This is a genomic window from Bradyrhizobium sp. AZCC 2289, assembly GCF_036924615.1.
Taxonomy (GTDB): domain Bacteria; phylum Pseudomonadota; class Alphaproteobacteria; order Rhizobiales; family Xanthobacteraceae; genus Bradyrhizobium.
The window spans coordinates 6,926,345-6,946,764 of sequence record NZ_JAZHRY010000001.1 but is presented as its reverse complement, the minus strand read 5'-3'; the positions used below and the strand labels follow the sequence as shown (position 1 = coordinate 6,946,764).

Here is a 20,420-nt window from a genome sequence, read left to right as displayed (position 1 = left end):
CCAGCGAGCTTCAATCCCGCGCTGTTGAATTTTACGTCTGACCGCATTGGTCTTCTCCAAATGCAAATGGGACGCGCCGCGAGATCCATGCGGCCCTGCCAGAAAGCGACGAGGCTGTTGGCCCGACTATTCGAAGATGGTGTTGCAACCGAACCGGCGGGGGCCGGTTCGGCAAAGGCAATTACGACCGTATGAAAGCGAGCAGATCCGCGTTGATCACGTCTGCGTTCGTCGTGCACATGCCGTGTGGAAAGCCCGGGTATACCTTGAGCGTGCCGTTCTTGAGCAGCTTGGCCTGAAGTAATGACGCGTCCTTGTAGGGGACGACCTGATCGTCGTCGCCCTGCATTGCCAACGTCGGCACCGCGATCGCTTTCAGGTCTTCCGTTTGATCGGTCTCCGAGAAGGCCTTGATCCCTTCATAGTGGGCCTTAGCGCTGCCCATCATGCCCTGGCGCCACCAATTCTGGACAATGCCTTGCGAAACTTTCGCGCCCGACCGATTGAAGCCATAGAACGGGCCCGAGGCCACATCGAGAAAGAACTGCGAGCGGTTGGCGGCCAGCGCCTCGCGGAAGCCGTCGAACACCTCGATCGGGGTACCATCCGGGTTTCTCTCGGTCTTGAGCATGAGCGGCGGAACGGCGCTGACCAGAACGGCCTTGGCGACACGGCCTTGCGGCTGTCCATACTTCGCAACATACCGGGCGACCTCGCCGCCGCCGGTCGAATGGCCGATATGGACCGCGTTCTTCAGGTTGAGGTGTTCCGCCACGGCTAAGGCGTCCGCTGCATAATGATCCATGTCGTGACCGTCGCTAACTTGCGACGAACGGCCGTGACCCCGGCGGTCGTGGGCGACGACGCGGTAGCCTTGAGCGAGGAAGAACAGCATCTGCGCGTCCCAGTCGTCCGAGCTCAGGGGCCATCCGTGATGAAAGACAATGGGCTGGGCGCTCTTCGGCCCCCAATCCTTGTAGAAAATCTGTGTCCCGTCCTTAGTCGTTGCGAATGTCATGGTCTCGGCTCCTTGTTCTTGGGTGGAATGGCTCACCTGGATTGAGCGGTTGCGGTGATGGGGGAGAGCAGCGGCGCCGCGGCGACTGCGGCGCCGATGGCAAGGGCTGTCCGTCGGGATGGCGCTGCCACTATCGCTTTCGTTGTTCGGCTTCATCGAGCTCCTTGAAAACTGGATTTGCGGGGTATCGAGCACTGGGAACGGACACCCGAGATCCTGGATCACGCGCGCGAACAGCGCGTTCGCTGTGCCGGGCACCGTGATGGCTTTGCGCTGGCCGATGAGGCGTTTGAGTTCTGCTGCCGACGTCATGAAGCTTCTCCGCGTGTGAGCTGGAGGTCTCCGCGATGTGCACTACCGCACACTCGATGTCCCCGAGCGTTTCGATTGTCATGTTGCTCTTCTCTCGACAGATTATTTCTCTGCGACCGATGGAACCGTGAACATTGGGGTGCAGGACCGAAGATTCCTCGCGATGCGCATGGTCTATCTCCTTAAAACAGAACGAGATGTTGCATGCGAACGAAGGCGAGCACCTGATCGGTCATCACGCCCGCGAGCCCGAGGTAGTTCGCCGGGTCGGTCAATGCTTGAATCTCGTCTCGAGAGAGGTGCGCCATGACGGTCTGCTGCTCGGCGAGCAAGTCTGCCAGCGGCCGATTCTGCTCCAGCGCCTTACGGCAAAGGTCGTAGACAAGATCGTGCGCCTCGTCGCGGCCGAGCGCCGGGGCGAGGCCCATCATCACGGCTTCCGACACGATGAGCCCGTGCGTGGCTTCGAGGTTTGCCCGCATTCGGTCAGGATGCACCTCAAGACCCTTAAGGACAAACACGGCCTGATTGAGCGCACCGGCCGCCAGCGTGAAGATGCTGGGCAGCGTGATCCATTCGATTTCCCAGGGTCCGGTGGCGCGCTCATGATCCTCATCCATGGCGGTGAGCAGTGCTGCTACCGACTGCCGTACTGATGCCGCGGAGGCCGTGATATAGACGCAGGAGATCGGATTGCGCTTTTGCGGCATAGTCGAAGAGGACCCGCGGTTGGCTACGAACGGCTCGCTGGCTTCGCCGACTTCCGTTTGCATCATCAACTTCAGGTCGGTCGCGAACTTTGCGAGCGTGCCTGTCAGGAGACCTAGAAAACAGCCTGCCTCGGCGATACGATCACGCTCCGTGTGCCAGGCAATATCAGGCTGAGCTAAGCCGAGTTCGCGCGCGAGCGCCTCCTGGACCGCCAGACCCATTTCGCCCAGCGAGGCGAGCGTGCCGCAGGCGCCCCCAAATTCGAACACCTCAATGCGAGGCCGGATCTCCTTGAGACGATCGCGATGGCGCAGGAAGGTGGCGAGCAGCCTTGCCATCTTGAAGCCGAATGTGATCGGCACCGCCTGCTGAAGGTTGCTGCGGCCCGCCATGGGCAGGTCGCGATGATCGCGGGCTAGGTTGGCAGTAGCGGCGATCGCTTCGTCCAGCTTGTTCGCGATGATGTCGAAAGAGGCACGGATCTGGAAGACGGTGGCTGAATCAGTGACATCCTGCGTGGTCGCGCCCCAATGGCACCAGTTGCCCGCGTCACCACGGCACAGATGGCTGATCTGATGGACGACACCCAGCACCGGATAGCCGATGTTGAGTGATTCTTCCTCGAGCCTGGAGAAGTCGATATTTTCGACTTTGCAGACGCGGTTGATCTCGGTGGCGGCGTCCTGTGGAATGAGACCAAGTCCCGCCTGGGCACGCGCGAGCGCCGCTTCCCAGTCGAGGTAGCATTGCGTGCGATACTCGTCCGACCAGATCTGCCGAACTTCTCGGTCGCCGAACATATTGCGGAATACTAGCGAGTCGATCGCGCTGGTTGGCATTCGAAGTCTCCTGTCGATATGGACGCAGATCAGGGATCACTTTTTGGATGCCGATTGATACCTCATACTTCTGAGTACGTGACACGGTCTTTCATTGCGATGCGCACTTCGAGGCCCATTCCGTGGGCCGGCAAGCGTGCCAATTTGAGCTCTGGGTCGGCAAGCCGGCTGCTCAATTCGACGGCCGCCCAGGTAGCGCATCGACCTGGACCGTCGCCGTCATACCGGCGACCAGACGAACTCCATCAGGCACCCGATCGATCTCGATGTGCACCGGCACACGTTGAGCAAGGCGTACCCAAGTGAAGATCGGGTTCACCATGGCAAGCCCCTGCCGGTTTGGTTGCGCGTTTGAGACGTTAATGCCGCGCGCGACGCTGCCGACCTTGCCGCGAACGATCTGGCGGTAGCTCATCAATTTGATCTCGGCAGGATCGCCCTCCTGCATGGAGGCAAGTTGCGTTTCCTCAAAATATGCATCGACCCAGAAGGAATCGGCGTCGACGATCGAGATCTCGTTCTGTCCGACGGTGGCATAGTCACCCAGCTGCACCAGGAGATTGGTCACCCAGCCGTTCACCGGAGAACGGATCTGGGTGCGCTCCAGGTTAACCTTGGCCTGATCGCGGTTGGCGACTGCCTGCTGATATTGCGCCTGGGCCGCGACGGCGTTCGCGTTGAAGATCTGTTTCTGCTCCACCGAGACTGACAGGTCGTCGAGTTTACGCCGGCGCTCTGCCTCGCGCTGTGCATTCTGGGCCGTGGCCTGAGCCTGATCGACCGCTGCATCGGCCAACTGAAGGGCGATCTTGTAGTTGGTCGGATCGATTACCAGCAGCAAATCGCCCTTGTGCACGAACTGATTGTCGGCCGCCGATAGCGCGACGATGCGTCCTGCGACCTCCGGCGCCATGGTGACGACATAGGTGCGCACCGTGCCGTCGCGTGTCCATGGCGCCGCCATATACGCGTCCCACATCGCCCACCCGAGTACCATGGCACACCCGGTCGTCGCGAGCGTTATCAGGAGTGGGATAATTCGGATCGGCGCCCTGTGCATGTTGCGCGCCGTTGGCCGGACGGCACAGAAGGCGTGAAGATCACCATTCTTACTCTCCGGTTGGGCTTCAGCATCGAACATTTTGGTTTCAGGATCAGACATGGCGACCTCAGCGTGAAACGGCGAGGACAATTGTCGACAGCACGATGATATACACCGAGAAAACGAACAGCGCCGAATGCCAGACGTAGGCCAGCAAGCCAAAGCGGCCCCCGGCCCTGCGCAAGACCATGGTAACGCACCATGCCGCCAGCATCATCACGGAGATCGGCGCAACGTAGACGCCGAGCAGATTGACCTCGACGAACTTCAAATTGATGCTCCTGCGTCAAAATAAGAGTGATGTCGGACCAAAGCGTCGCAGATCGCCAGAACTCGGCCACGCGCTCGCAGCACAAACGATGTCTGCGGGTTGCCTTGCCCGAGTGAGGCAAGCCGTTGATCGAGTGTGGTCAGCCCCGCGGTTGCAGTAACGCTGTTCCCCTGCGCAAGGGCCTCGAGCGCAGAGTCGAGCTCCGAGACCAGGCCCAATTGGGGTGCGAGGTGGCGAAGGCGGATGATGTCGGTCCCGACCGACAGTGCCGCCAAGAGCTGCGCCCGCTGCAGCGGATCGGCTTGGTCTGGCAAAGCCGCGAGGCGGCTGTACATACGGTTTTCCCAATCGTCTGGTGACCGCTGCACGGCAGCCGTCGCGAGGCGACGCAGGTCGCGCAAGGTCAGCGCCAGCAGCCTTTCGCTCTGCTTTGCCGGAGACAGCGGCGGCAGCAGGCGAAACGACAGGGCCGCAGCGCCGCAGCCCAGAACGATCGCCAGCGCGGCGTTATAGAATTGCACGGTGTCGTAGCTCGTCTGGTTGGCCGGCGCGAGCAGCGGCACGAAATTGCCGGCCAGGGCGGCAAACATCGTTGCCTGCCATGATTGGGCCATCAGGGCACCCGCCGGAACCAGAAAGAGTCCGATCACGATGCTGAAGCCGGCGAAGGTCTCTACATTCGGCAAGCCCGCAAATGCAACGATTGCGGCGCAAACCGCGGCAAGCCCTACCCCCACCGTGAAGCTCATCGCTACCGCGTAGGCCACATCGGCTTTCGGCGCGAAGATGATGACCGAAATCGCCGTAAAGGTGATGGCCAACGCGCCGTTTGGCCAAGCGGTCACAATCCAGAAAACCTCGACCGCCCCTATGGCCACGAATGCGCGCCCAGCATTTATGAGCGGCGGCACCCAATCGGGCACGTGGAGTCTTGTGCGGCGGCGGCGACCTTGGTGACGGGCAGAGTCGTCGACCAGTAACGCCAGTCCGTCAAGGACATTCGACAAGCCAGCAAGCAATCGGGCGGTTTGGTCGGCAATCAACCGTAGCGACGGCGTACCGGCCGGCATGGCGATCAGCCGCCGCACTGCCGCGTCACACAGCTGGCGCATCCTGCTTGGGTCGGTCACCCAAGGCGTCGCATGGCCCTGCGACGGCACGGACCGCAGCTCCAGTGGCACGCTGTTCAGCACAGCATCGGCTTCCTGCCGAGCTGCGTCATCCGGCAAGCGCGCGAGCCGCCACACCACGGCCGACCAACCGGCCAGCGCTTCAAACAAGCTGTCCTTTGCCGCCTGTAGCACTTGCGAATGATAGCGAAGCCTCGAGGATTCTCCGATCGCATGGTCGATCGCAGGGTCGAGCGCGATGACCTGCCGTACGAGCTCGCGTCGAACCGGCTGCATGTCAGACAACGCCGATCCGGCCAGTGTCAATGCGGAGCCGAACCTGCTTGCGATTTGGGCTGACAGGGCCCCGAGCAGCGCCGCGAGCCGCCGTGGAGCACCGCCGAAATCCGTCCCGGCAAGGACGATTCCGGCGCACGCGATACCAATCCAGATCTCGCTCACACGGGTGATTGCGAGTGTGAAGGCTTCGCCGTTGGGGCCGCCGATGGCGCCGAGTTCATCGCCGGCAATGATCGCAGCCGTGTAGCCGGCCAGCGCCGCTGCGTAGCTCGCGAAATTACCCAAGAGCGTGGCGACAAGCGCGCAGGCCGCGCCCCAGAGCGCAAGACTGACGAGAAAACCAGTGCGGTTCTGCGGAAAACACGCCGTCAGCGCCACGATCGCGATCCCACCCACCAAGGTGCCGATCATGCGAAACCATCCCTTGCGCAGCGAGGCGCCGAGAAGCGGCTGGCACACCAGCGCCGCGGACGTGCCGGCCCAGGAAGCATTGTCGAGTTCCAGCCAGAACGCGACGTAGAGAGCAAGACAGACGGAGGCCCACAGTCGCAGACCGAACAGCATCGGCGGGCCGGAGGTCCGCGCAGCGTTCGCCAAAACCGCCTCCCATCGGCTAACCGCCTTCCGGTCCGGCGCCAGCGCGCCCTTGTCGACGGTGTCCACCATCTTTAGTCCTCCCGATAGCGCGGAAGCATCAAAATTAGCGCCACAGATTCGACCGCGTGAGATCGATGACTTTGTCGGTCCGCCCATTCATGATCGTGCCGGCCGCTCCTCGTGCACATCGTGTGTCAGCCCGCGCTGCGGGCAGGTGCGTCACTTGCGACATAGGGCTTCACCATTTTCTTCGGATCGACGACCCGGTCGAATTCGGCCTCCGTGACAAAGCCCAGTTTCAATGCCGCGGCTTTCAATGTGACATCATTGTCCATGGCGTAGTGGGCCATCTTCGACGCCTTATCGTAGCCGATGACCGGGGAAAGTGCCGTGACGAGCATCAGCGAGCGCTCGACGTATGAATTGATCTTCTTCAGGTTAGGCTTGGTGCCCTCGATCAGGAACTTCCGGAAGTTCACGCAGCCGTCGGTCATGATCGTGATGGAGTGGGTGATGTTGAAGATCATCAGCGGCTTGTAGACATTCATCTCGAGGTAACCACCGGCACCACCGAAGCCTACCGCGACGTCATTGGCCATAACCTGCACGGCAATCATTGTCAGCGCTTCACACTGGGTCGGATTGACCTTGCCCGGCATGATCGAGGAGCCCGGCTCATTCTCCGGGATTTCCAATTCCGCAAATCCGGCGCGCGGTCCGCATGACATGAGGCGAATGTCATTTGCGATCTTGTAGAGTGACACCGCCAACGTGCGCAGCGTTCCGGAGAGCTGAACCAGCGCGTCGTGGGAGCCCTGCACAGTGAATTTGTTCGGCGCGGTGATAAACGGCAGCCCGGTGAGCTCGGCAATCTCGGCAGCCGCCGCTTCGGCAAAGCCCGGTGCCGAGTTGATGCCGGTTCCGACCGCCGTGCCACCGAGTGCCAGGCGATACACGCCTTGCAGGGCTGCTTCAATCCGGTCTAGATCGTCCGATAACATTCCGGCGTACCCGGACCACTCCTGGCCCAAGGTTAGCGGCGTTGCGTCCTGCATGTGGGTTCGCCCGATCTTGACGATGTCGCTCCATGCCTGCGATTTCGTGGCAATCGCGTCGCGTAGCGCGGTGACCGCGGGAATAAGGCGCTGTTTGGTGTTGACGGCCGCGGCGATATACATGGCCGACGGAAACGAGTCGTTCGAGGACTGCGCCATGTTGACGTGATCGTTGGGATGAACCGGGGCGTGGCTGCCGAGAGGGGTCCCGGCGAGCTGGCAGCAACGGTTCGAGATCACCTCGTTGACGTTCATGTTGAACTGGGTGCCGCTGCCCGTCATCCAGACATGCAACGGAAACACGTCGTGGTGCTGGCCGGCGAGGATTTCGTCGCAGGTCTGAACGATCAGTTTATATCGCCGATCGTCAAGCCGCTTGCCGATGTGGTTCGCGGTGGCGGCGGCCTTCTTCAGGATGGCGTAGGAGGTGATCATCTCGCGGGGGATCAGATCCGTGCCGATACTGAAGTGCTCGAGCGACCGCTGGGTCTGTGCACCCCATAGCTTGTTCGCCGGCACGTCGACCACTCCGAGGCTATCGGTCTCTTTTCTCATCTCGACCATGGATCTCTCCTGGAATTGCTGCGTAAAGCTACCTATGGGCAGGATCTTTCTCGCGAGCCGGCGGACACTGCGGATCTGGAGCTGCTGAGATGTCGTTGATCTTGAGCACTAGCGCCGTTTCAGCGCGGGCGCGCCGGCAAGCATCCGCGTCGGTCTTGAGATCAATCCCGTATGTCGGGATGATCGCTTTTAGCCGAGGTAACCAGGCGCCTTCGGTCAGCTCGTTTCCAAAGCATTTCTTGAGCACGTCGATCGAGATGGACGCAGCCGTAGAGGCTCCCGGCGAAGCACCCAGCAACGCCACGATCGACTTGTCTTTCGCCGCCACCAGCTCGGTGCCGAATTCAAGATCACCTACCTCGTGATGGGGCCAACCCTTGCTCTGGTGCGGCTTTATGGTTTGCACGCGTACCCCGGCGACGGCCTCTTTCCAATCGGTCTTCACGGCGCGCGGGAAGAACTGCTTCAGGGTCGCAAACTGATGGCTCGAACTCTGCAGGACCTGACCAATGAGATATTCCGACAACTCGATATTGTCGCGTGCCACGTCGAGCAGCGGGATGATGTTGACGAAGCTCAGTGACGTGAACAGGTCGGTAATTGCACCTCGCTTGAGGAAGCGCGTGGAAAATCCTGCGTAAGGGCCGAACAGCAGCGAGTGTTTGCCGCCGATGATGCGTGTGTCGAGGTGCGGCACCGACATTGGAGGCGAGCCCGAGGCGGCCTTGCCATAGACCTTGGCATGATGGCGTTGACTGACGGTGTCGACATCGCAGCGCAGCCAAATGCCGCTAACGGGGAATCCACCATAACCTCTGCTCTCGGGGATTCTCGACTTCTGCAGCAGCGGCAGGGAGCCACCGCCTGCTCCGATGAAGACGAATTTGGCCGACACGGTTACGAGGCCCCCATCATTGGTGTCCTTGACCGATACGCGCCAGCGTCCGTCGCCTTCGCGGTCCAGACCAACGACCTCGCGATTATAGTGAACGTCGAAGCCAGGCTGATCAGACAGGTGTTTGACAAGCAGGTGGGTCAGCGCGCCATAATCGACATCGGTGCCGGTGACGATGCGGGTTGCCGCGAACGGCTCTTGGTCACCCCGCCCGTCCATGATGAGCGGCGCCCACTCAGCGATTTTACTGCGGTCCCCGCTGTACTCCATGCCGTAATAGCAGTGGTGGGCGGACATTTCTTTGAACCGCTCGCGCAGGAACGCGACATTACCAGCGCTCCAGACAAAGCTCATGTGCGGGCACGGGTGTATGAAAGCGCGCGGGTCGGAGATTGCGCCCTTTTTGACTAAGTACGACCAGAGCTGGCGCGACAGGTCGAACTCGGTGTTGACCTCGAGCGCCTTGGAGATATCGACGCTACCGTCTTTGCGTTGGGGTGTGTAATTCAGTTCGCAATTGGCGGCGTGGCCGGTTCCAGCGTTATTCCAGCCCTCCGAGCTTTCCTGTGCGCAGTCGTCAAGCGTCTCGAACATGGCGACAGTCAGCGACGGTTCGAGCTCCTTCAGGAAGATCCCGAGCGTCGCACTCATGATACCGCCGCCGATTAGAACGACGTCGGGACTATCCGAATTACTGAAGGTGGACATGGGAAGTGCTCCTCATCGAGATCGAACGCGTTCAATGCGGTGACGTGTCGTTCGTAACCGCAAGATCAATGATCCGTTTTGCGGAAGGATGCCGCGACGTTGGGCGCTAGAATCACGTAGGCGCGGCGCCAGGACTGGTCGTCCACCAGCCGCCAGCTATGCCCGGTGCCGGTGGTATCCTCGGCCAGCAAAATGTCACCGGGACGGATGATGAAGGTCTCGTTCTTGGCGGTCTTGAACTCAAGCGTACCGGATAGGGTGATGACGAACTGGCGCGTCGGCGCATCATGCGGCGCAAACGTGCCGCCTGACCTGGTCTCGCGGAACGAGATGCTCGACGACACGATCTTGTCGCCGAGAATATCGCCGCGCTCACCCTTTGGAAGATCGATCGTCCCTTCCTCGAATAGCGAGTTACCATCTTGTGCCGTCCAGATCCGCACGCATCGTATCATCACATCTCTCCTTTGAAGAATGGCTGGGCGCAACGTTGTTTACGTCAGGCGAGCTGCGCCTCACCGCTGCCGAACGACCAGTTTTCGCGTTTCACTTCGACGAGATTGACTACAAGGTCCTCCGGACGCAGCCCAATGCGCTCGTGCAGGCTGTCTGCCAGGGTTTTGTAGAAGCCCCTCTTCACTTCGGCATCACGACCCTCGTTCAGCGTCACCTGAACCACGATCGCATTAGCGGAGCGTTCGATGCCGAGGTAGATCCGGTCGATCAGAAGGTCGCCGGGCGCATGCTCGGTGAAGATGTGGAATCGCTCTCCCAGCGGGACCTTGAGAGCCGCATGCATGGCTTGCTGGATCGCTTCGCCCGCCGCCGTTCGATACTCGGCAGGTTTGCCAGCAGGCAGTTCAACGCGAACGAGGGGCATCGGTTTGTCTCCTATCCGGATATTGCGCCTTCTGGCGAGGCTGTGGCGGCGATAGACGTTGAGGATTGTAATCTGGCTAGTCCCTCCGCCTCCGCTCGGCCAAAGCGACACGCGATCTGATCGAACATAGATGCGAGCTCGTCGAACATGGCCGCGTCGCGCGGAATATCCGTTAAAGCTGCGGCAAGCCGGTAATGTTGTGCCCGCTTGCGAAAGTCAGCCGATGTTACTTGTGCGGGCGGGCTCCTTTTGACTTGTTCAGCGCTCATGGTGTGCCTCCCTCGTTTCACTGTTTTGCCGACGTCACGACTTTGCCTCTGAACACGGTCAGGCTGATCGCGGTGTAAAGCAGCATGAGCGGGAATACGAAGAGACCCGCTCCCCAGAACATGAAGGCAAGGCTTGAGTGGGGGGCGGCCGCCTGTTCGACCGTGATCGAAAACGGAACCATGTAGGGCCAAAACGAGATCGCCAGCGTGCCGAAGGCCGCCGCGAAAATGATGGCAGCCATCAGGAACGGCAGTGCATCCTGTCTGCGCTGAATGCTGGCGGCGAGCGTGATTGCGGCTAACATGCCGGCCGCGGGGAAGACGAACAAAAAGGGCCGGTCGAGCCACCGCGTCATGACCCTGAAGTTATCGGAGAGGGCGTAGACGAGCACGACGATCAGGAAGACGAGCAGCGCCGCCGATAGATAAGGGATGAGACGATAGGCGTCGTCGCGTACGTCGTCCTCGCATTTCCGCACCAGCCAACAGGTGCCGAGCAGCGCGTAGCCCACACATAGGCCGATGCCGCAAAGCACCGCAAAGGGACTGAACCAGCCGAATTCGCCGCCGACATATCGGCCGTCAGAGATCGGCAGACCCTGCACGAGAGCGCCCACCATCAAGCCCTGGGTGAACGCCGCGACAAGCGAACCTCCCGCAAAGCTTGCACTCCAGATCCAGCGTAGCCGCTCGGCCCTGTAGCGAAACTCGAACGCGACGCCGCGCAGGATCAGCCCCGCCAGCATCAAGAGGACCGGAAGATAGAACGCCGACATCAAAATCGAATAGACGACCGGAAAGGCTCCCCAGAGGATCACGCCCGAGACGACGAGCCAGGTCTCGTTGCCATCCCAGACCGGCGCCACTGCACTCATCATGGCGTGCCGTCGCGCCTCGTCGGAGGCCACGCCAAAAAGCATGCCAACGCCCAGGTCGAACCCGTCCAGCAACACGTAGATGAGAATGCTGACGGCCAAGAGCGTTACCCAGAACATGACCATGGCTTATTCTCCCGCCGGAACGCGAAGGGCGACCGCAGTGACCGGCTCGTGGACGACCGACAAGGGGCGGTTGGGGATGGCGGCCGCGGGCGGCAGCACGAGGTGCCCGACCGGTCCCGCGCGCAGCAGCCGGTAGATATAGAAAATGCCGAAGGCAAAAATGAAGGTGTAGATTGCACAGAAGACGATGATCGAGATGGAGGCCGCGCGCACGGTCAGCAAGGGCGTCATCGCATCTGCGGTTCTCAGCACGCCGTAAACCGTCCAGGGTTGGCGTCCCACCTCCGCCGTGAACCACCCGGTCAATGTTGCGATGAAGGGGAGCGGAAAGCTGAAGAATGTCGCCCAGAGCACCAGCCTATTGCGCTCGAGACGTCCGTCTCGATTCAGATACGTTCCGGTCCAGGCCAAGGCCAACATGAGCAGGCCGCAGCCGACCATGATCCTGAAACCGAAGAAAGGAATGAGTATCGGTGGCCAGTCGTTTTCGGGAATGCTTTCGAGCCCCACTTCAGCGGCATCGAGACTGTCGGAGTCGATCAAGCTGCCGAAGGGCGCCGGCAAGGTGATCGCGAAGAGATTGCGCCGCTGCGCAACGTCCGGCCACGCGAGCAGGACTTCGGATGCCGGCTGTTCATCGTGCCATCGCGCCTCGATGGCGGCCATCTTCGCGGGTTGGTAACGCACGACGTATTTACCGTTGAGGTGCCCGAAGAAGAGCTGAATTGGCATCAGCACGGCGGCCAGATACAGGCCCATGCGGAGCATGATCTTCGCCTCGGCGGCGAACGTGCCACGCAGCAGATACCACGCGCCGGTGGCAGCAACGCAGAACGCACCGGTCAGGTAAGCGGCAAGCAGCATGTGCGGAAAACGCGACCAGACCACCGAGTTGAAGATGATCTTGGTCCAATCATTCGGCACGAACATGCCGTTCTCGACGACATAGCCGACCGGAACCTGCATCCAGCTGTTGTTGATCATGATCCAGAACGCCGACAGCGTGGTGCCGAGGGCGACCATCGCGGTCGAAAACAGGTAGAACCAGGGGGCGACCCTCTGACGGCCGAACAGAAGCACGCCGAAGAAAGTCGCCTCCAATGCAAAAGCGGTGAAGGTCTCGTAGGCGAGCAAGGGCCCCTGAACTGGTCCGGACATGCGGGACAGTTCGCTCCAATTGGTACCGAATTCGAATGCCATGACGATCCCGGAGACAACGCCGAATCCGAAAGCCACACCGAAGATTTTGAGCCAGAACTCGAACAAGAGGCGGTAGGTCGGGCGCCCCGTCGCGAGATGAAGGGATTCCAGCACGGTGAGCCAGGCTGCCAGTCCGATCGTGAAGGACGGGAAGATGATGTGAAACGATACGGTGAACGCGAACTGCAGCCGCGAGAGAAGGAGTGCCGTGATGTCCATGGTGCGACGCGCCCCTAACGCCAGAGATTGGTCTTTGCGAGATCGATAACCTCGTCGGCCCGGCCGCCCATGATCGCCTTCACCATGTAGAGCGAGAAGCCCTTCGCCATCTCGACGGTGACCGAGGGTGGCATCGCAAGCTCTGTCCGGTTGACGACCGCATCGATGAGAACGGGGCCGTCATGCGCAAAGGCAGCGGCGATTCCGTCCTCGACCTTGGCGGGGTCTTCGATCCGAATGCCGCGAATACCGACGGCTTCAGCCATTGCCGCGAAATTCGGATTCTTGAGCTCAGTGCCAAAATCGAGAAAGCCCGTGGACTTCTGTTCAAGCTCGATGAAACCGAGCGCACCGTTGTTGAACACGACCACCTTGGCCGGAAGGCGGTGCTGCACGAGGGTGAGCAAGTCGCCCATCAGCATGGTAAAGCCCCCGTCACCCGATAGCGAGATCACCTGCCTGCCGGGAAACGCGGCTTGGGCGCCAATCGCCTGTGGCATCGCATTGGCCATCGAGCCGTGCCAGAATGATCCGATCAGGCGTCGCTTGCCGTTCATCGCAAGGTAACGGGCTGCCCAGACCGTCGGCAGACCGACGTCGCAGGTGAACACTGCATCCTCCGCCGCCAGGTCGTTGATCGCCTTGGCGATCTGCTGGGGGTGAATCGGCGTCTTGCCGGTGGCCGGACGAGCAAGCTCATCGAGGCCTTTGCGCGCTTTGCGATAATGTTCGCGAGCCTGGTCGAGATGAGTGCCGTCTCGCTTCTCCCTGAGGCGCGGCAGGAGTGCGTCGATAGTTGCGCGCACGTCGCCAATTACCGCGAGATCAACCGGTGTTCGGCGTCCGATCACTTCCGCCCTCAAGTCGACCTGGGCGATCCGGACTCCTGAGCCGCGTGGGTAGAATTGTCGATAGGGGAAATCGGTCCCGAGCATGAGCAGGACGTCGCAATCGGTCATCGCGTAATAGCCCGATGAAAATCCGATGAGCCCGGTCATGCCGACGTCATACGGATTCTCCCACTCGACATGTTCCTTGCCCTTCAGCGCGTGAACGACGGGTGCCTCGAGACGCTCGGCGAGAGCTACGATCTGATCATGCGCTCCTTGGCAGCCAGATCCGCACAGCATCGTCACGCGGCTCTCTCCGTTGAGCAATGCGGCCAATTGATCCAAAGCTTCATTTGCCGCCGGCACCGCGGGCCGAACTGGCAGGAGATTCGCAGGAAGCGGATCAGACGTCGGAGCGGCTGGCTGTAACGCAACATCGCCGGGGATAACGACCACAGAAACGCCGCGATTGGTGACGGCTTGACGGATCGCAAGCTCCAGCGTGCGCTGCAGCTGGTTGGCACCGGACACAAACTCGCAATAGTGACTGCACTCCTTGAACAGCTGCTCCGGATGCGTCTCCTGGAAATATCCGGAGCCGATCTCACTCGATGGAATTTGCGCGGCGATAGCGAGGACCGGCACGCGGGACCGATGACAGTCGAACAGACCGTTGATGAGATGCAGGTTGCCCGGCCCGCAACTGCCGGCACAGACCGCAAGCTCTCCCGTCAGATGCGCCTCGGCGCCGGCGGCGAAGGCGGCGACCTCTTCGTGCCTGACATGCACCCATTCGATCTTGCCCTGCCGACGAATTGAATCCGTCAGGCCGTTGAGGCTATCCCCGACGATGCCATAAATCCGTTTGACTCCGGCTGCGATGAGGATTTCCGCGAATTGATCAGCCACCGTCTTTGCCATGATCGCTCTCTTCTCAGTTAACGTGGAAGGTCGTGAGACCTTCGATGACCACGCGGGTCCTGCGCAGTCGATTAGGCGATGCGTTTTTATCCTCACACCAGATGAAGATGTTTGGCTGCTTGAGTCAGCTCGTCGCGGAACTCGGGATGCGCGAGCTCGATCAGTCTGAGCGCGCGTTCGGTCGAGGACAGGCCCTTGAGATTCACGGCTCCGAACTCGGTAACGATGTAATGAGTGTCGATGCGCGGCGTGGTAACTGGCCCGTCCAGCCGAGGCACGATGCGTGATACTTTGCCCTTCGCCGCTGTCGAGCGCGCGGCGATGATCGACTTGCCGCCTTTCGACGCATAGGCGCCGCGCACGAAATCGAGCTGGCCGCCCGAGGCGCTGTACTGGTGGCCCAGCATGTGCTCGGAGTTGCAGGCGCCGGTCAAATCGATCTGAATCGTGGCGTTGATCGAGATGACATTATCATTCCGCGCGATGATCTGCGGGTCATTGACATAGTCGACCGGTGCGCTCACGACTGCCGGATTGTCGTTCAAGAAGTCGTACATCGCCTTCTGACCCATGGCGAAAGTGAAGACGGTCTTGCCGCGATCAATCGCCTTGCGCCGGTTATTGACAACCCCGGCGCGCACGAGATCAACGAGGCCAGGATTTAATGCTTCGGTGTGAATACCGAGATCGTTGCGGCCTTTCAGTTCCGCGCAGACGAGGTTTGGCAAGGCCCCAACACCCATCTGCAAGCAGGCGCCATCGGGCACCAGGCGCGCAATAGTCTGGCCGATCACTTCATCCTCGGCCGCAGGTCCGCGTACAGGGAGTTCGAGCAGCGGTACGTGGTGTTCGACAATGGCGTCCACCTCGGACACATGGAGCTCCGCCCCAGCACCATTCACGCGCGGCATGTTCTTGTTGACCTCGACGATGAGCCGCTTGGCCGCGCGGGCGACCTTGGTCGAATAATCGTTACCGGTGCCGAAGCTGAAATAGCCGTGGCGGTCCATCGGCGAGACGGTGCAAACGAAGGTGTCGATGCCGATCTCTTCGATCAGCAGACGAGGGGCCTGATGAAAGTTGTTGGGCACATAGTTGATAACCTTGCGGTCGCCATCCTCGACGCCCCGCTTGATCAGTGCTCGTTCGATCTCGGTGATGAACATGCAGTACGGGCGGATGCGGTCGTTCAGCTCGTAGCGAAGGATCGTCTTTCCGGCGATGCTGGTGGCCTCGAAGTAATAGACATTGAGATTCTCGATACCGCCGGCTTCGGCACGGTCGGCCAGCGCCTTCAGAAGTGCTGGTGGCTCGGTCATAGCCATACCGAATGAGAGCTTTGATCCCGAAGGAATGGATGACACTGCCTCGTCGGGCGTGGTCAATTTCGATTGGTATCGCGCGTCGATATCCATCGTCGTGTCTCCCGTTATTCAAGCGCTCAGTAATTGGCGGCTTCTTCCGGCGAATGGCCGCGGCGATGGACGAGCATGGTGCGTTCGAAACTCATCACCTCGGCGTCGTCCTGGTTGATACCCCGCGTCCGGACTGTGACGATCCCCTGGGTTGGTCGGCTCTTGGACTCACGCTTATGCAGCACAGTGCTCTCGGCATAGAGCGTGTCGCCGGCGAACACCGGATGGCTCGCCTTCACCTTGTCCCAGCCGAGGTTGGCGACGACCTTGGCGCTGACCGTGCGCACGCTCATGCCGGTGAGCAACGCAAGCGTGAAGGTTGAATCGACCAGCATCTTCTTCCACTCGGTTTTGGCGGCGTACGCCGCATCAAAATGGACCTGCTGGATATTGAGGGTCAGCAGGGTGAAGTAGGTGTTGTCGACGTCTAGGACGGTGCGACCGGGGCGATGCTCGAACACGTCGCCGGGCTCGAAGTCCTCAAAATAGAGGCCGGAGGTTTCACGGTAGCGTCGCTCGCCGACGGCCTTGTAAGCTGGCAAGATGATTTCCATTACATTGTCTCCTTCATCACAGTGGGGTCGAGGGGAATCCGTTGTTGGCTCAGGCCTCGAGTCCTGCCGAAACGAGCGTGCGGCGTGCTTTGCGGGCGACAGCCTCGTCGATCATCTGGCCGTCTACCGTGCCGACTCCCTTGGTGTTCTCGGCGAGAATCGCGCGGGCTCTTTTCACTGCTTCGGCACTCGGCGTAAGCGCCGCATTGATTGCGCCGATTTGTGCAGGGTGAATGGCGGCCTTGGCGCTGAAGCCGAACGTTACCGCGCCGTTGACCTCCCGTTTGAGGCCGGGCTCGTCATGCAGGTCGAAGTACGGCGAATCGACTGACACCGCGCCTGCCAAGGCACAGGCGGCGATGAGGCGGCAGCGCACAACGGCGAGAGGTTCCCATGCGACGGTCGCGCCCAGGTCGGCCGCCATATCCGCCGCACCCAGCATCAGACCCGCGAGCCGCGGCGTAGCCGTCGCGATCGCTTCGACCGCGGCGAGGCCACGGGCGCTCTCGATGAGACCGATGAGACGGGTCGCTTTGCCAGCAGCCGTCAGGAGGCGATCGAGTATTTCAAGATGGCCGGCCGTCTCCGTCTTAGGCAGCACCAGAAAGTCCGGAGCAGCCTGGGATCCGAGCAACGCGTCCAGGTCAGAAATGCCCGTACGCGTGTCGAGCCCGTTAATTCGCAGCGCGTGTAGCGCACCATCGGAAGGCTTTCCCGCCAGGTAATCGAGAGCATTGATCCTGGCACGCGCCTTGTCCCCGGGCGCAACAGCGTCCTCGAGATCCAGGATTGCGACATCGGCGCCGACTTGGGAAGCCTTCACAAAGCGTTCCGGGCGGGTTGCCGGCGTGAACAGCCAGCTTCGAGTGCGGATCGGCGCGGTCATGCGGTTGCCTTTCTGGATAAGTTGCGGCCCGCATCACTGGCCTCTCTGCCGGGTGCCTTTGCGTGGCTAAGCAGTTTCACCAAGTCGCGTGCCTGGATGCTTTCGAGGGAAAGCACGGCGTCTTTGATCTCCCGGCTCAACCCCGCGTCGATGCGACCGACCACGAGTCCATCGAATTTTTCGACGGATTCCTCCCATGTGAACGGACGGGAAGCGAGACCCGGGTAGTCTTGGACCTCGTGCTCAATCACGGTCCCATCTTGCAGCCGGATGGTGATCTTGGCGGGCATCTTGCGCGGATATAGAGCCGTGAACTCGTGGTTCGGACGGGTCGAAACCCTCTTCAACAACGCTTGCACGTCAGGCTTGGCGATGCGGTCCGGCTTGAATTGTGCGGGCGTCACATCGCCATCGATGAGGGCGACCGAAAGCAGGTACGGCAAGCTGTGATCCGCCTGTTCCTTGGTACGAATGACTTTGTCCACGCCGTAAAGTCCGCCACCGGCGAAGTCGAAGGCGAGTTGGAACACCTCCGCCTCGATCGAGACAATCTTGTTGGGATCGATTTTTTTCTGCCTGACCAGCTCGACCATGCAATGGACCGCGGATTGCGTGTGGATCATGGAGTTGTACTTCTTGATGGTGCTCTCCGTGACGCCCTCATATCCCTGTTTGTCCCAGTCGATCTCGATCTTCATCCCAAGAAGGTGGTCGATTCCCAGCGGGCCCTCGATCACTTGCAGCGGTCCCTCCACGCCACGACGGGCAAGGAACAAAGTGTTCATGGCACCGAGCGCCGACTGCGCCGAGGCGAGACCCTTCCATTGCGACAGCGGTTTTGCCCGAACGACGGCGAATGACGCATCGCTCACCGCGGCCATTGCCATCGCGTGACCGATCTGCTGCTCGCTCAAGCCGAGCAGTCGCCCAGCGGCAGCGTTGTGCGAGAAGGCCAGTTGCGCTGTGTGGTCTAAGCCGCGCGTCATGAAGTTGGCATGATCAACGAAGCGCGACTGGACCGTGTAGCCCAGGGCCACCCCGAGCATCAGTTCCCTGCCGCTGCCACCGACGTAGTCGGCAATAGTCAGCGCAACGCCGAAATTGTCCGCCGTATGGCAGGTTTCGCTCTGGGCCAGGAAATTGTCCATGATATCGACGTAGCGCACGAGTGCGGTGTGCCAGAACGCGGCGTAGATCGGGTTCGCCCTTCCACCGCCGATCAGCGTGCACGGGCCGGTGCCACCAAATTCTGCAATTTGCTCGCGACAAGCCTGAACAGGGCCGGCCCCGAGGGCGGCGATGCAGCAGCCCAGCGAATCCAGGATGTGAACCGGCAGTTGCTTGCGCGACTCCGCCGAGAGGTCGTCGAATTTGGCGCGAGCGGCGTACCTGGCGAGAGCTTCGACTTGGGTCATGACGAGAATCTCCTTTTTTGGTGGACAGGTTGGTGTTTTTAAGAAGTCAGAGCGATGAAAATCCCCATCGTAACGATCGAGCCGATGACGCTGAGGAATACGGCGGAAGCTGCCTCCTCCTGCGCCACGCGGTATTGCAGCGCGAACATGATCACTATCGGCATGGTTGGAATCGCCGTCGCCAGCACCGCTTCGCTGACAGTGGGTTCGCCGTAGCCGACCCATCGCAATCCACCCAAGACCAGGGCGGGCTGCAGGATGTTCTTAAGGAATACGAGCAACAAGACGTGCAAGCTGGCTTTGATTTTGCCGGATGCGAGCACAATGCCGCTGGCAAACAGAGCGACGCCCCCGGAGGCGTTTCCCAGCAGGGAAAGCGAGTGGACGATGAGCTGAGGAATGTGGAGGCCCACTCAGTACGACCACGAAAGCGAGAATCGGCGCCCAAACCATCGGCTGTTTGACCGTTTCCGCAAGTTTGGCTGCGGGCGACGCCAATTGCTCCTTGCCCTGCGCGGCCAAGCTCGTTCCCTGCGGCTCTCTCCCAGCCGTATCCAGTGCGAGAAGAAGAATCGTGATTGGCACGACGGTGAGGTTGATGACGAGACTGGCTATCGCTATCGGAATGGCGCTAAGCCCACCGAACAGATCACCGAGGACGGCTGGACCTACAAAGGGTACTGCTGGCGCGGAAGCCGTCAGCGCGTACAAGGCGCTGACGCTCGTTGGCAAGCGAAAGATAATACGGTGGAAAAGAAACACCACGCCGTAGAGGCCAATGATGGCGAGGCACAGAGCGATGACTAACGGAATGTCCTGACTGAGTGCCGTGCGCGACGTCGTGACGGTTCCGGTAAAAAGCGTCAGCGGGACGGCATAAAGCAACACCATCCGATTCAGGACCGAGGCATCTTTTGGACCGAGATCGTGACGCCATGCCGCTATGAAGCCGAGCAAGAAGGTGACGACCATCGGAAGGAGTGCGCCTAATATGGTGTTCAGCATTGGCGTCCTCCTCGATCACCGAGCGTTTCAAATGAGGTGAAACGCCCTGACGCTTCGGGTGCTCTCGACCTCCGGCGCCGTTTTCACGGAGCCACGGAAAGCGAGTTCTTGTGCAAGCGCAGCGCATGGACTAGGCGGCGACCGGTTTCTCTTTGAAAAGTTCGGCGACCAGAGCCGAGTCGAGATAAGCTCGAACTGGTACGATCTTGTCGGCCTCGAAAAGGAGGATCCAACAGTAACGATTGTCGAATCTCATGCCGTTCCTCGCCGTCGCCAAGGAATGAAGTTCGACCACTGCCTCGTCGCCTTTGACGATAAGATATTCCAGGTGGAGCTGAGTTCCC

General features: G+C 60.6%; 18 protein-coding genes. All 18 read right to left on the bottom strand.

The window, feature by feature from the left end; translation table 11 throughout:
* Positions 1-181: 181 nt before the first annotated feature.
* The 18 genes from V1289_RS33010 to V1289_RS32925 all read right to left on the bottom strand — a co-directional run bounded on the left by V1289_RS33010 (position 182) and on the right by V1289_RS32925 (position 20,076).
* Positions 182-1,018 carry an alpha/beta fold hydrolase gene (locus V1289_RS33010; protein WP_334407777.1) on the bottom strand — a complete coding sequence of 279 codons (837 nt, stop codon included), beginning with the start codon at positions 1,016-1,018 and terminating at the stop codon, positions 182-184.
* 494 nt (positions 1,019-1,512) lie between these two features.
* On the bottom strand, positions 1,513-2,880 hold the full coding sequence (gene pcaB, locus V1289_RS33005) for a 3-carboxy-cis,cis-muconate cycloisomerase (protein ID WP_334402304.1): 1,368 nt from the start codon (positions 2,878-2,880) through the stop codon (positions 1,513-1,515).
* A 172-nt stretch (positions 2,881-3,052) separates the two neighbouring features.
* Entirely contained in the window at positions 3,053-4,042 is a 990-nt protein-coding gene (locus V1289_RS33000; protein ID WP_334402302.1) for an HlyD family secretion protein, read from the bottom strand.
* A gap of 7 nt (positions 4,043-4,049) precedes the next feature.
* Positions 4,050-4,253 carry a DUF1656 domain-containing protein gene (locus V1289_RS32995; RefSeq protein WP_334402299.1) on the bottom strand — a complete coding sequence of 68 codons (204 nt, stop codon included), beginning with the start codon at positions 4,251-4,253 and terminating at the stop codon, positions 4,050-4,052.
* Positions 4,250-6,226: an FUSC family protein gene (locus V1289_RS32990; protein WP_334407776.1), complete on the bottom strand. Its 1,977-nt coding sequence runs from the start codon at positions 6,224-6,226 to the stop codon at positions 4,250-4,252. Before V1289_RS32990 ends, V1289_RS32995 begins: the two co-directional genes overlap by 4 nt.
* Positions 6,227-6,453: 227 nt before the next feature.
* Positions 6,454-7,878 carry a class II fumarate hydratase gene (gene fumC / locus V1289_RS32985; protein ID WP_334402297.1) on the bottom strand — a complete coding sequence of 475 codons (1,425 nt, stop codon included), beginning with the start codon at positions 7,876-7,878 and terminating at the stop codon, positions 6,454-6,456.
* A gap of 28 nt (positions 7,879-7,906) precedes the next feature.
* Positions 7,907-9,481, bottom strand: coding sequence for a malate dehydrogenase (quinone) (gene mqo, locus V1289_RS32980; RefSeq protein ID WP_334402295.1), 1,575 nt, complete (start codon positions 9,479-9,481; stop codon positions 7,907-7,909).
* 65 nt (positions 9,482-9,546) lie between these two features.
* A complete protein-coding gene (locus V1289_RS32975) occupies positions 9,547-9,936 on the bottom strand; it encodes an AraC family ligand binding domain-containing protein (protein WP_334402293.1) in 390 nt (129 codons plus the stop codon).
* 44 nt (positions 9,937-9,980) lie between these two features.
* Positions 9,981-10,361, bottom strand: coding sequence for a tautomerase family protein (locus tag V1289_RS32970; RefSeq protein WP_334402291.1), 381 nt, complete (start codon positions 10,359-10,361; stop codon positions 9,981-9,983).
* Positions 10,362-10,647: 286 nt separating this feature from the next.
* Complete coding sequence (gene cydB, locus V1289_RS32965) at positions 10,648-11,631, bottom strand: cytochrome d ubiquinol oxidase subunit II (RefSeq protein ID WP_334402289.1); 984 nt, start codon at positions 11,629-11,631, stop codon at positions 10,648-10,650.
* A gap of 3 nt (positions 11,632-11,634) precedes the next feature.
* The gene (locus V1289_RS32960) at positions 11,635-13,050 is read right to left on the bottom strand and encodes a cytochrome ubiquinol oxidase subunit I (RefSeq protein ID WP_334402287.1); all 1,416 of its coding nucleotides are present in this window, start codon (positions 13,048-13,050) and stop codon (positions 11,635-11,637) included.
* A 14-nt stretch (positions 13,051-13,064) separates the two neighbouring features.
* A complete protein-coding gene (poxB, locus tag V1289_RS32955; RefSeq protein ID WP_334402285.1) occupies positions 13,065-14,801 on the bottom strand; it encodes a ubiquinone-dependent pyruvate dehydrogenase in 1,737 nt (578 codons plus the stop codon).
* A 92-nt stretch (positions 14,802-14,893) separates the two neighbouring features.
* Entirely contained in the window at positions 14,894-16,216 is a 1,323-nt protein-coding gene (locus V1289_RS32950; protein WP_334402283.1) for an acetyl-CoA hydrolase/transferase family protein, read from the bottom strand.
* Positions 16,217-16,242: 26 nt separating this feature from the next.
* Positions 16,243-16,770: a (R)-specific enoyl-CoA hydratase RipB/Ich gene (gene ripB / locus V1289_RS32945; RefSeq protein ID WP_334402281.1), complete on the bottom strand. Its 528-nt coding sequence runs from the start codon at positions 16,768-16,770 to the stop codon at positions 16,243-16,245.
* A 49-nt stretch (positions 16,771-16,819) separates the two neighbouring features.
* Positions 16,820-17,656 (bottom strand): itaconate degradation C-C-lyase RipC, encoded by an 837-nt coding sequence (gene ripC, locus V1289_RS32940; RefSeq protein WP_334402280.1) that lies wholly within the window; start codon positions 17,654-17,656, stop codon positions 16,820-16,822.
* A complete protein-coding gene (locus tag V1289_RS32935) occupies positions 17,653-19,071 on the bottom strand; it encodes an MmgE/PrpD family protein (RefSeq protein ID WP_334402278.1) in 1,419 nt (472 codons plus the stop codon). The genes ripC and V1289_RS32935 overlap by 4 nt, the downstream gene beginning before the upstream one ends.
* Before the next feature lie 38 nt (positions 19,072-19,109).
* Positions 19,110-19,439 (bottom strand): AEC family transporter, encoded by a 330-nt coding sequence (locus V1289_RS32930; RefSeq protein WP_334407775.1) that lies wholly within the window; start codon positions 19,437-19,439, stop codon positions 19,110-19,112.
* Positions 19,336-20,076: an AEC family transporter gene (locus tag V1289_RS32925; RefSeq protein WP_334402276.1), complete on the bottom strand. Its 741-nt coding sequence runs from the start codon at positions 20,074-20,076 to the stop codon at positions 19,336-19,338. Before V1289_RS32925 ends, V1289_RS32930 begins: the two co-directional genes overlap by 104 nt.
* Between the last annotated feature and the right edge of the window lie 344 nt (positions 20,077-20,420).

Bases quoted from the DNA above. Each gene is read 5' to 3' on its own strand.
- V1289_RS33010 (WP_334407777.1), bottom strand. From the start codon at position 1,018: ATGACATTCGCAACGACTAAGGACGGGACACAGATTTTCTACAAGGAT.
- pcaB (WP_334402304.1), bottom strand. From the start codon at position 2,880: ATGCCAACCAGCGCGATCGACTCGCTAGTATTCCGCAATATGTTCGGC.
- V1289_RS33000 (WP_334402302.1), bottom strand. From the start codon at position 4,042: ATGTCTGATCCTGAAACCAAAATGTTCGATGCTGAAGCCCAACCGGAG.
- V1289_RS32990 (WP_334407776.1), bottom strand. From the start codon at position 6,226: ATGCTGTTCGGTCTGCGACTGTGGGCCTCCGTCTGTCTTGCTCTCTAC.
- fumC (WP_334402297.1), bottom strand. From the start codon at position 7,878: ATGGTCGAGATGAGAAAAGAGACCGATAGCCTCGGAGTGGTCGACGTG.
- mqo (WP_334402295.1), bottom strand. From the start codon at position 9,481: ATGTCCACCTTCAGTAATTCGGATAGTCCCGACGTCGTTCTAATCGGC.
- V1289_RS32975 (WP_334402293.1), bottom strand. From the start codon at position 9,936: ATGATACGATGCGTGCGGATCTGGACGGCACAAGATGGTAACTCGCTA.
- V1289_RS32970 (WP_334402291.1), bottom strand. From the start codon at position 10,361: ATGCCCCTCGTTCGCGTTGAACTGCCTGCTGGCAAACCTGCCGAGTAT.
- cydB (WP_334402289.1), bottom strand. From the start codon at position 11,631: ATGGTCATGTTCTGGGTAACGCTCTTGGCCGTCAGCATTCTCATCTAC.
- V1289_RS32960 (WP_334402287.1), bottom strand. From the start codon at position 13,050: ATGGACATCACGGCACTCCTTCTCTCGCGGCTGCAGTTCGCGTTCACC.
- poxB (WP_334402285.1), bottom strand. From the start codon at position 14,801: ATGGCAAAGACGGTGGCTGATCAATTCGCGGAAATCCTCATCGCAGCC.
- V1289_RS32950 (WP_334402283.1), bottom strand. From the start codon at position 16,216: ATGGATATCGACGCGCGATACCAATCGAAATTGACCACGCCCGACGAG.
- ripB (WP_334402281.1), bottom strand. From the start codon at position 16,770: ATGGAAATCATCTTGCCAGCTTACAAGGCCGTCGGCGAGCGACGCTAC.
- ripC (WP_334402280.1), bottom strand. From the start codon at position 17,656: ATGACCGCGCCGATCCGCACTCGAAGCTGGCTGTTCACGCCGGCAACC.
- V1289_RS32935 (WP_334402278.1), bottom strand. From the start codon at position 19,071: ATGACCCAAGTCGAAGCTCTCGCCAGGTACGCCGCTCGCGCCAAATTC.
- V1289_RS32925 (WP_334402276.1), bottom strand. From the start codon at position 20,076: ATGCTGAACACCATATTAGGCGCACTCCTTCCGATGGTCGTCACCTTC.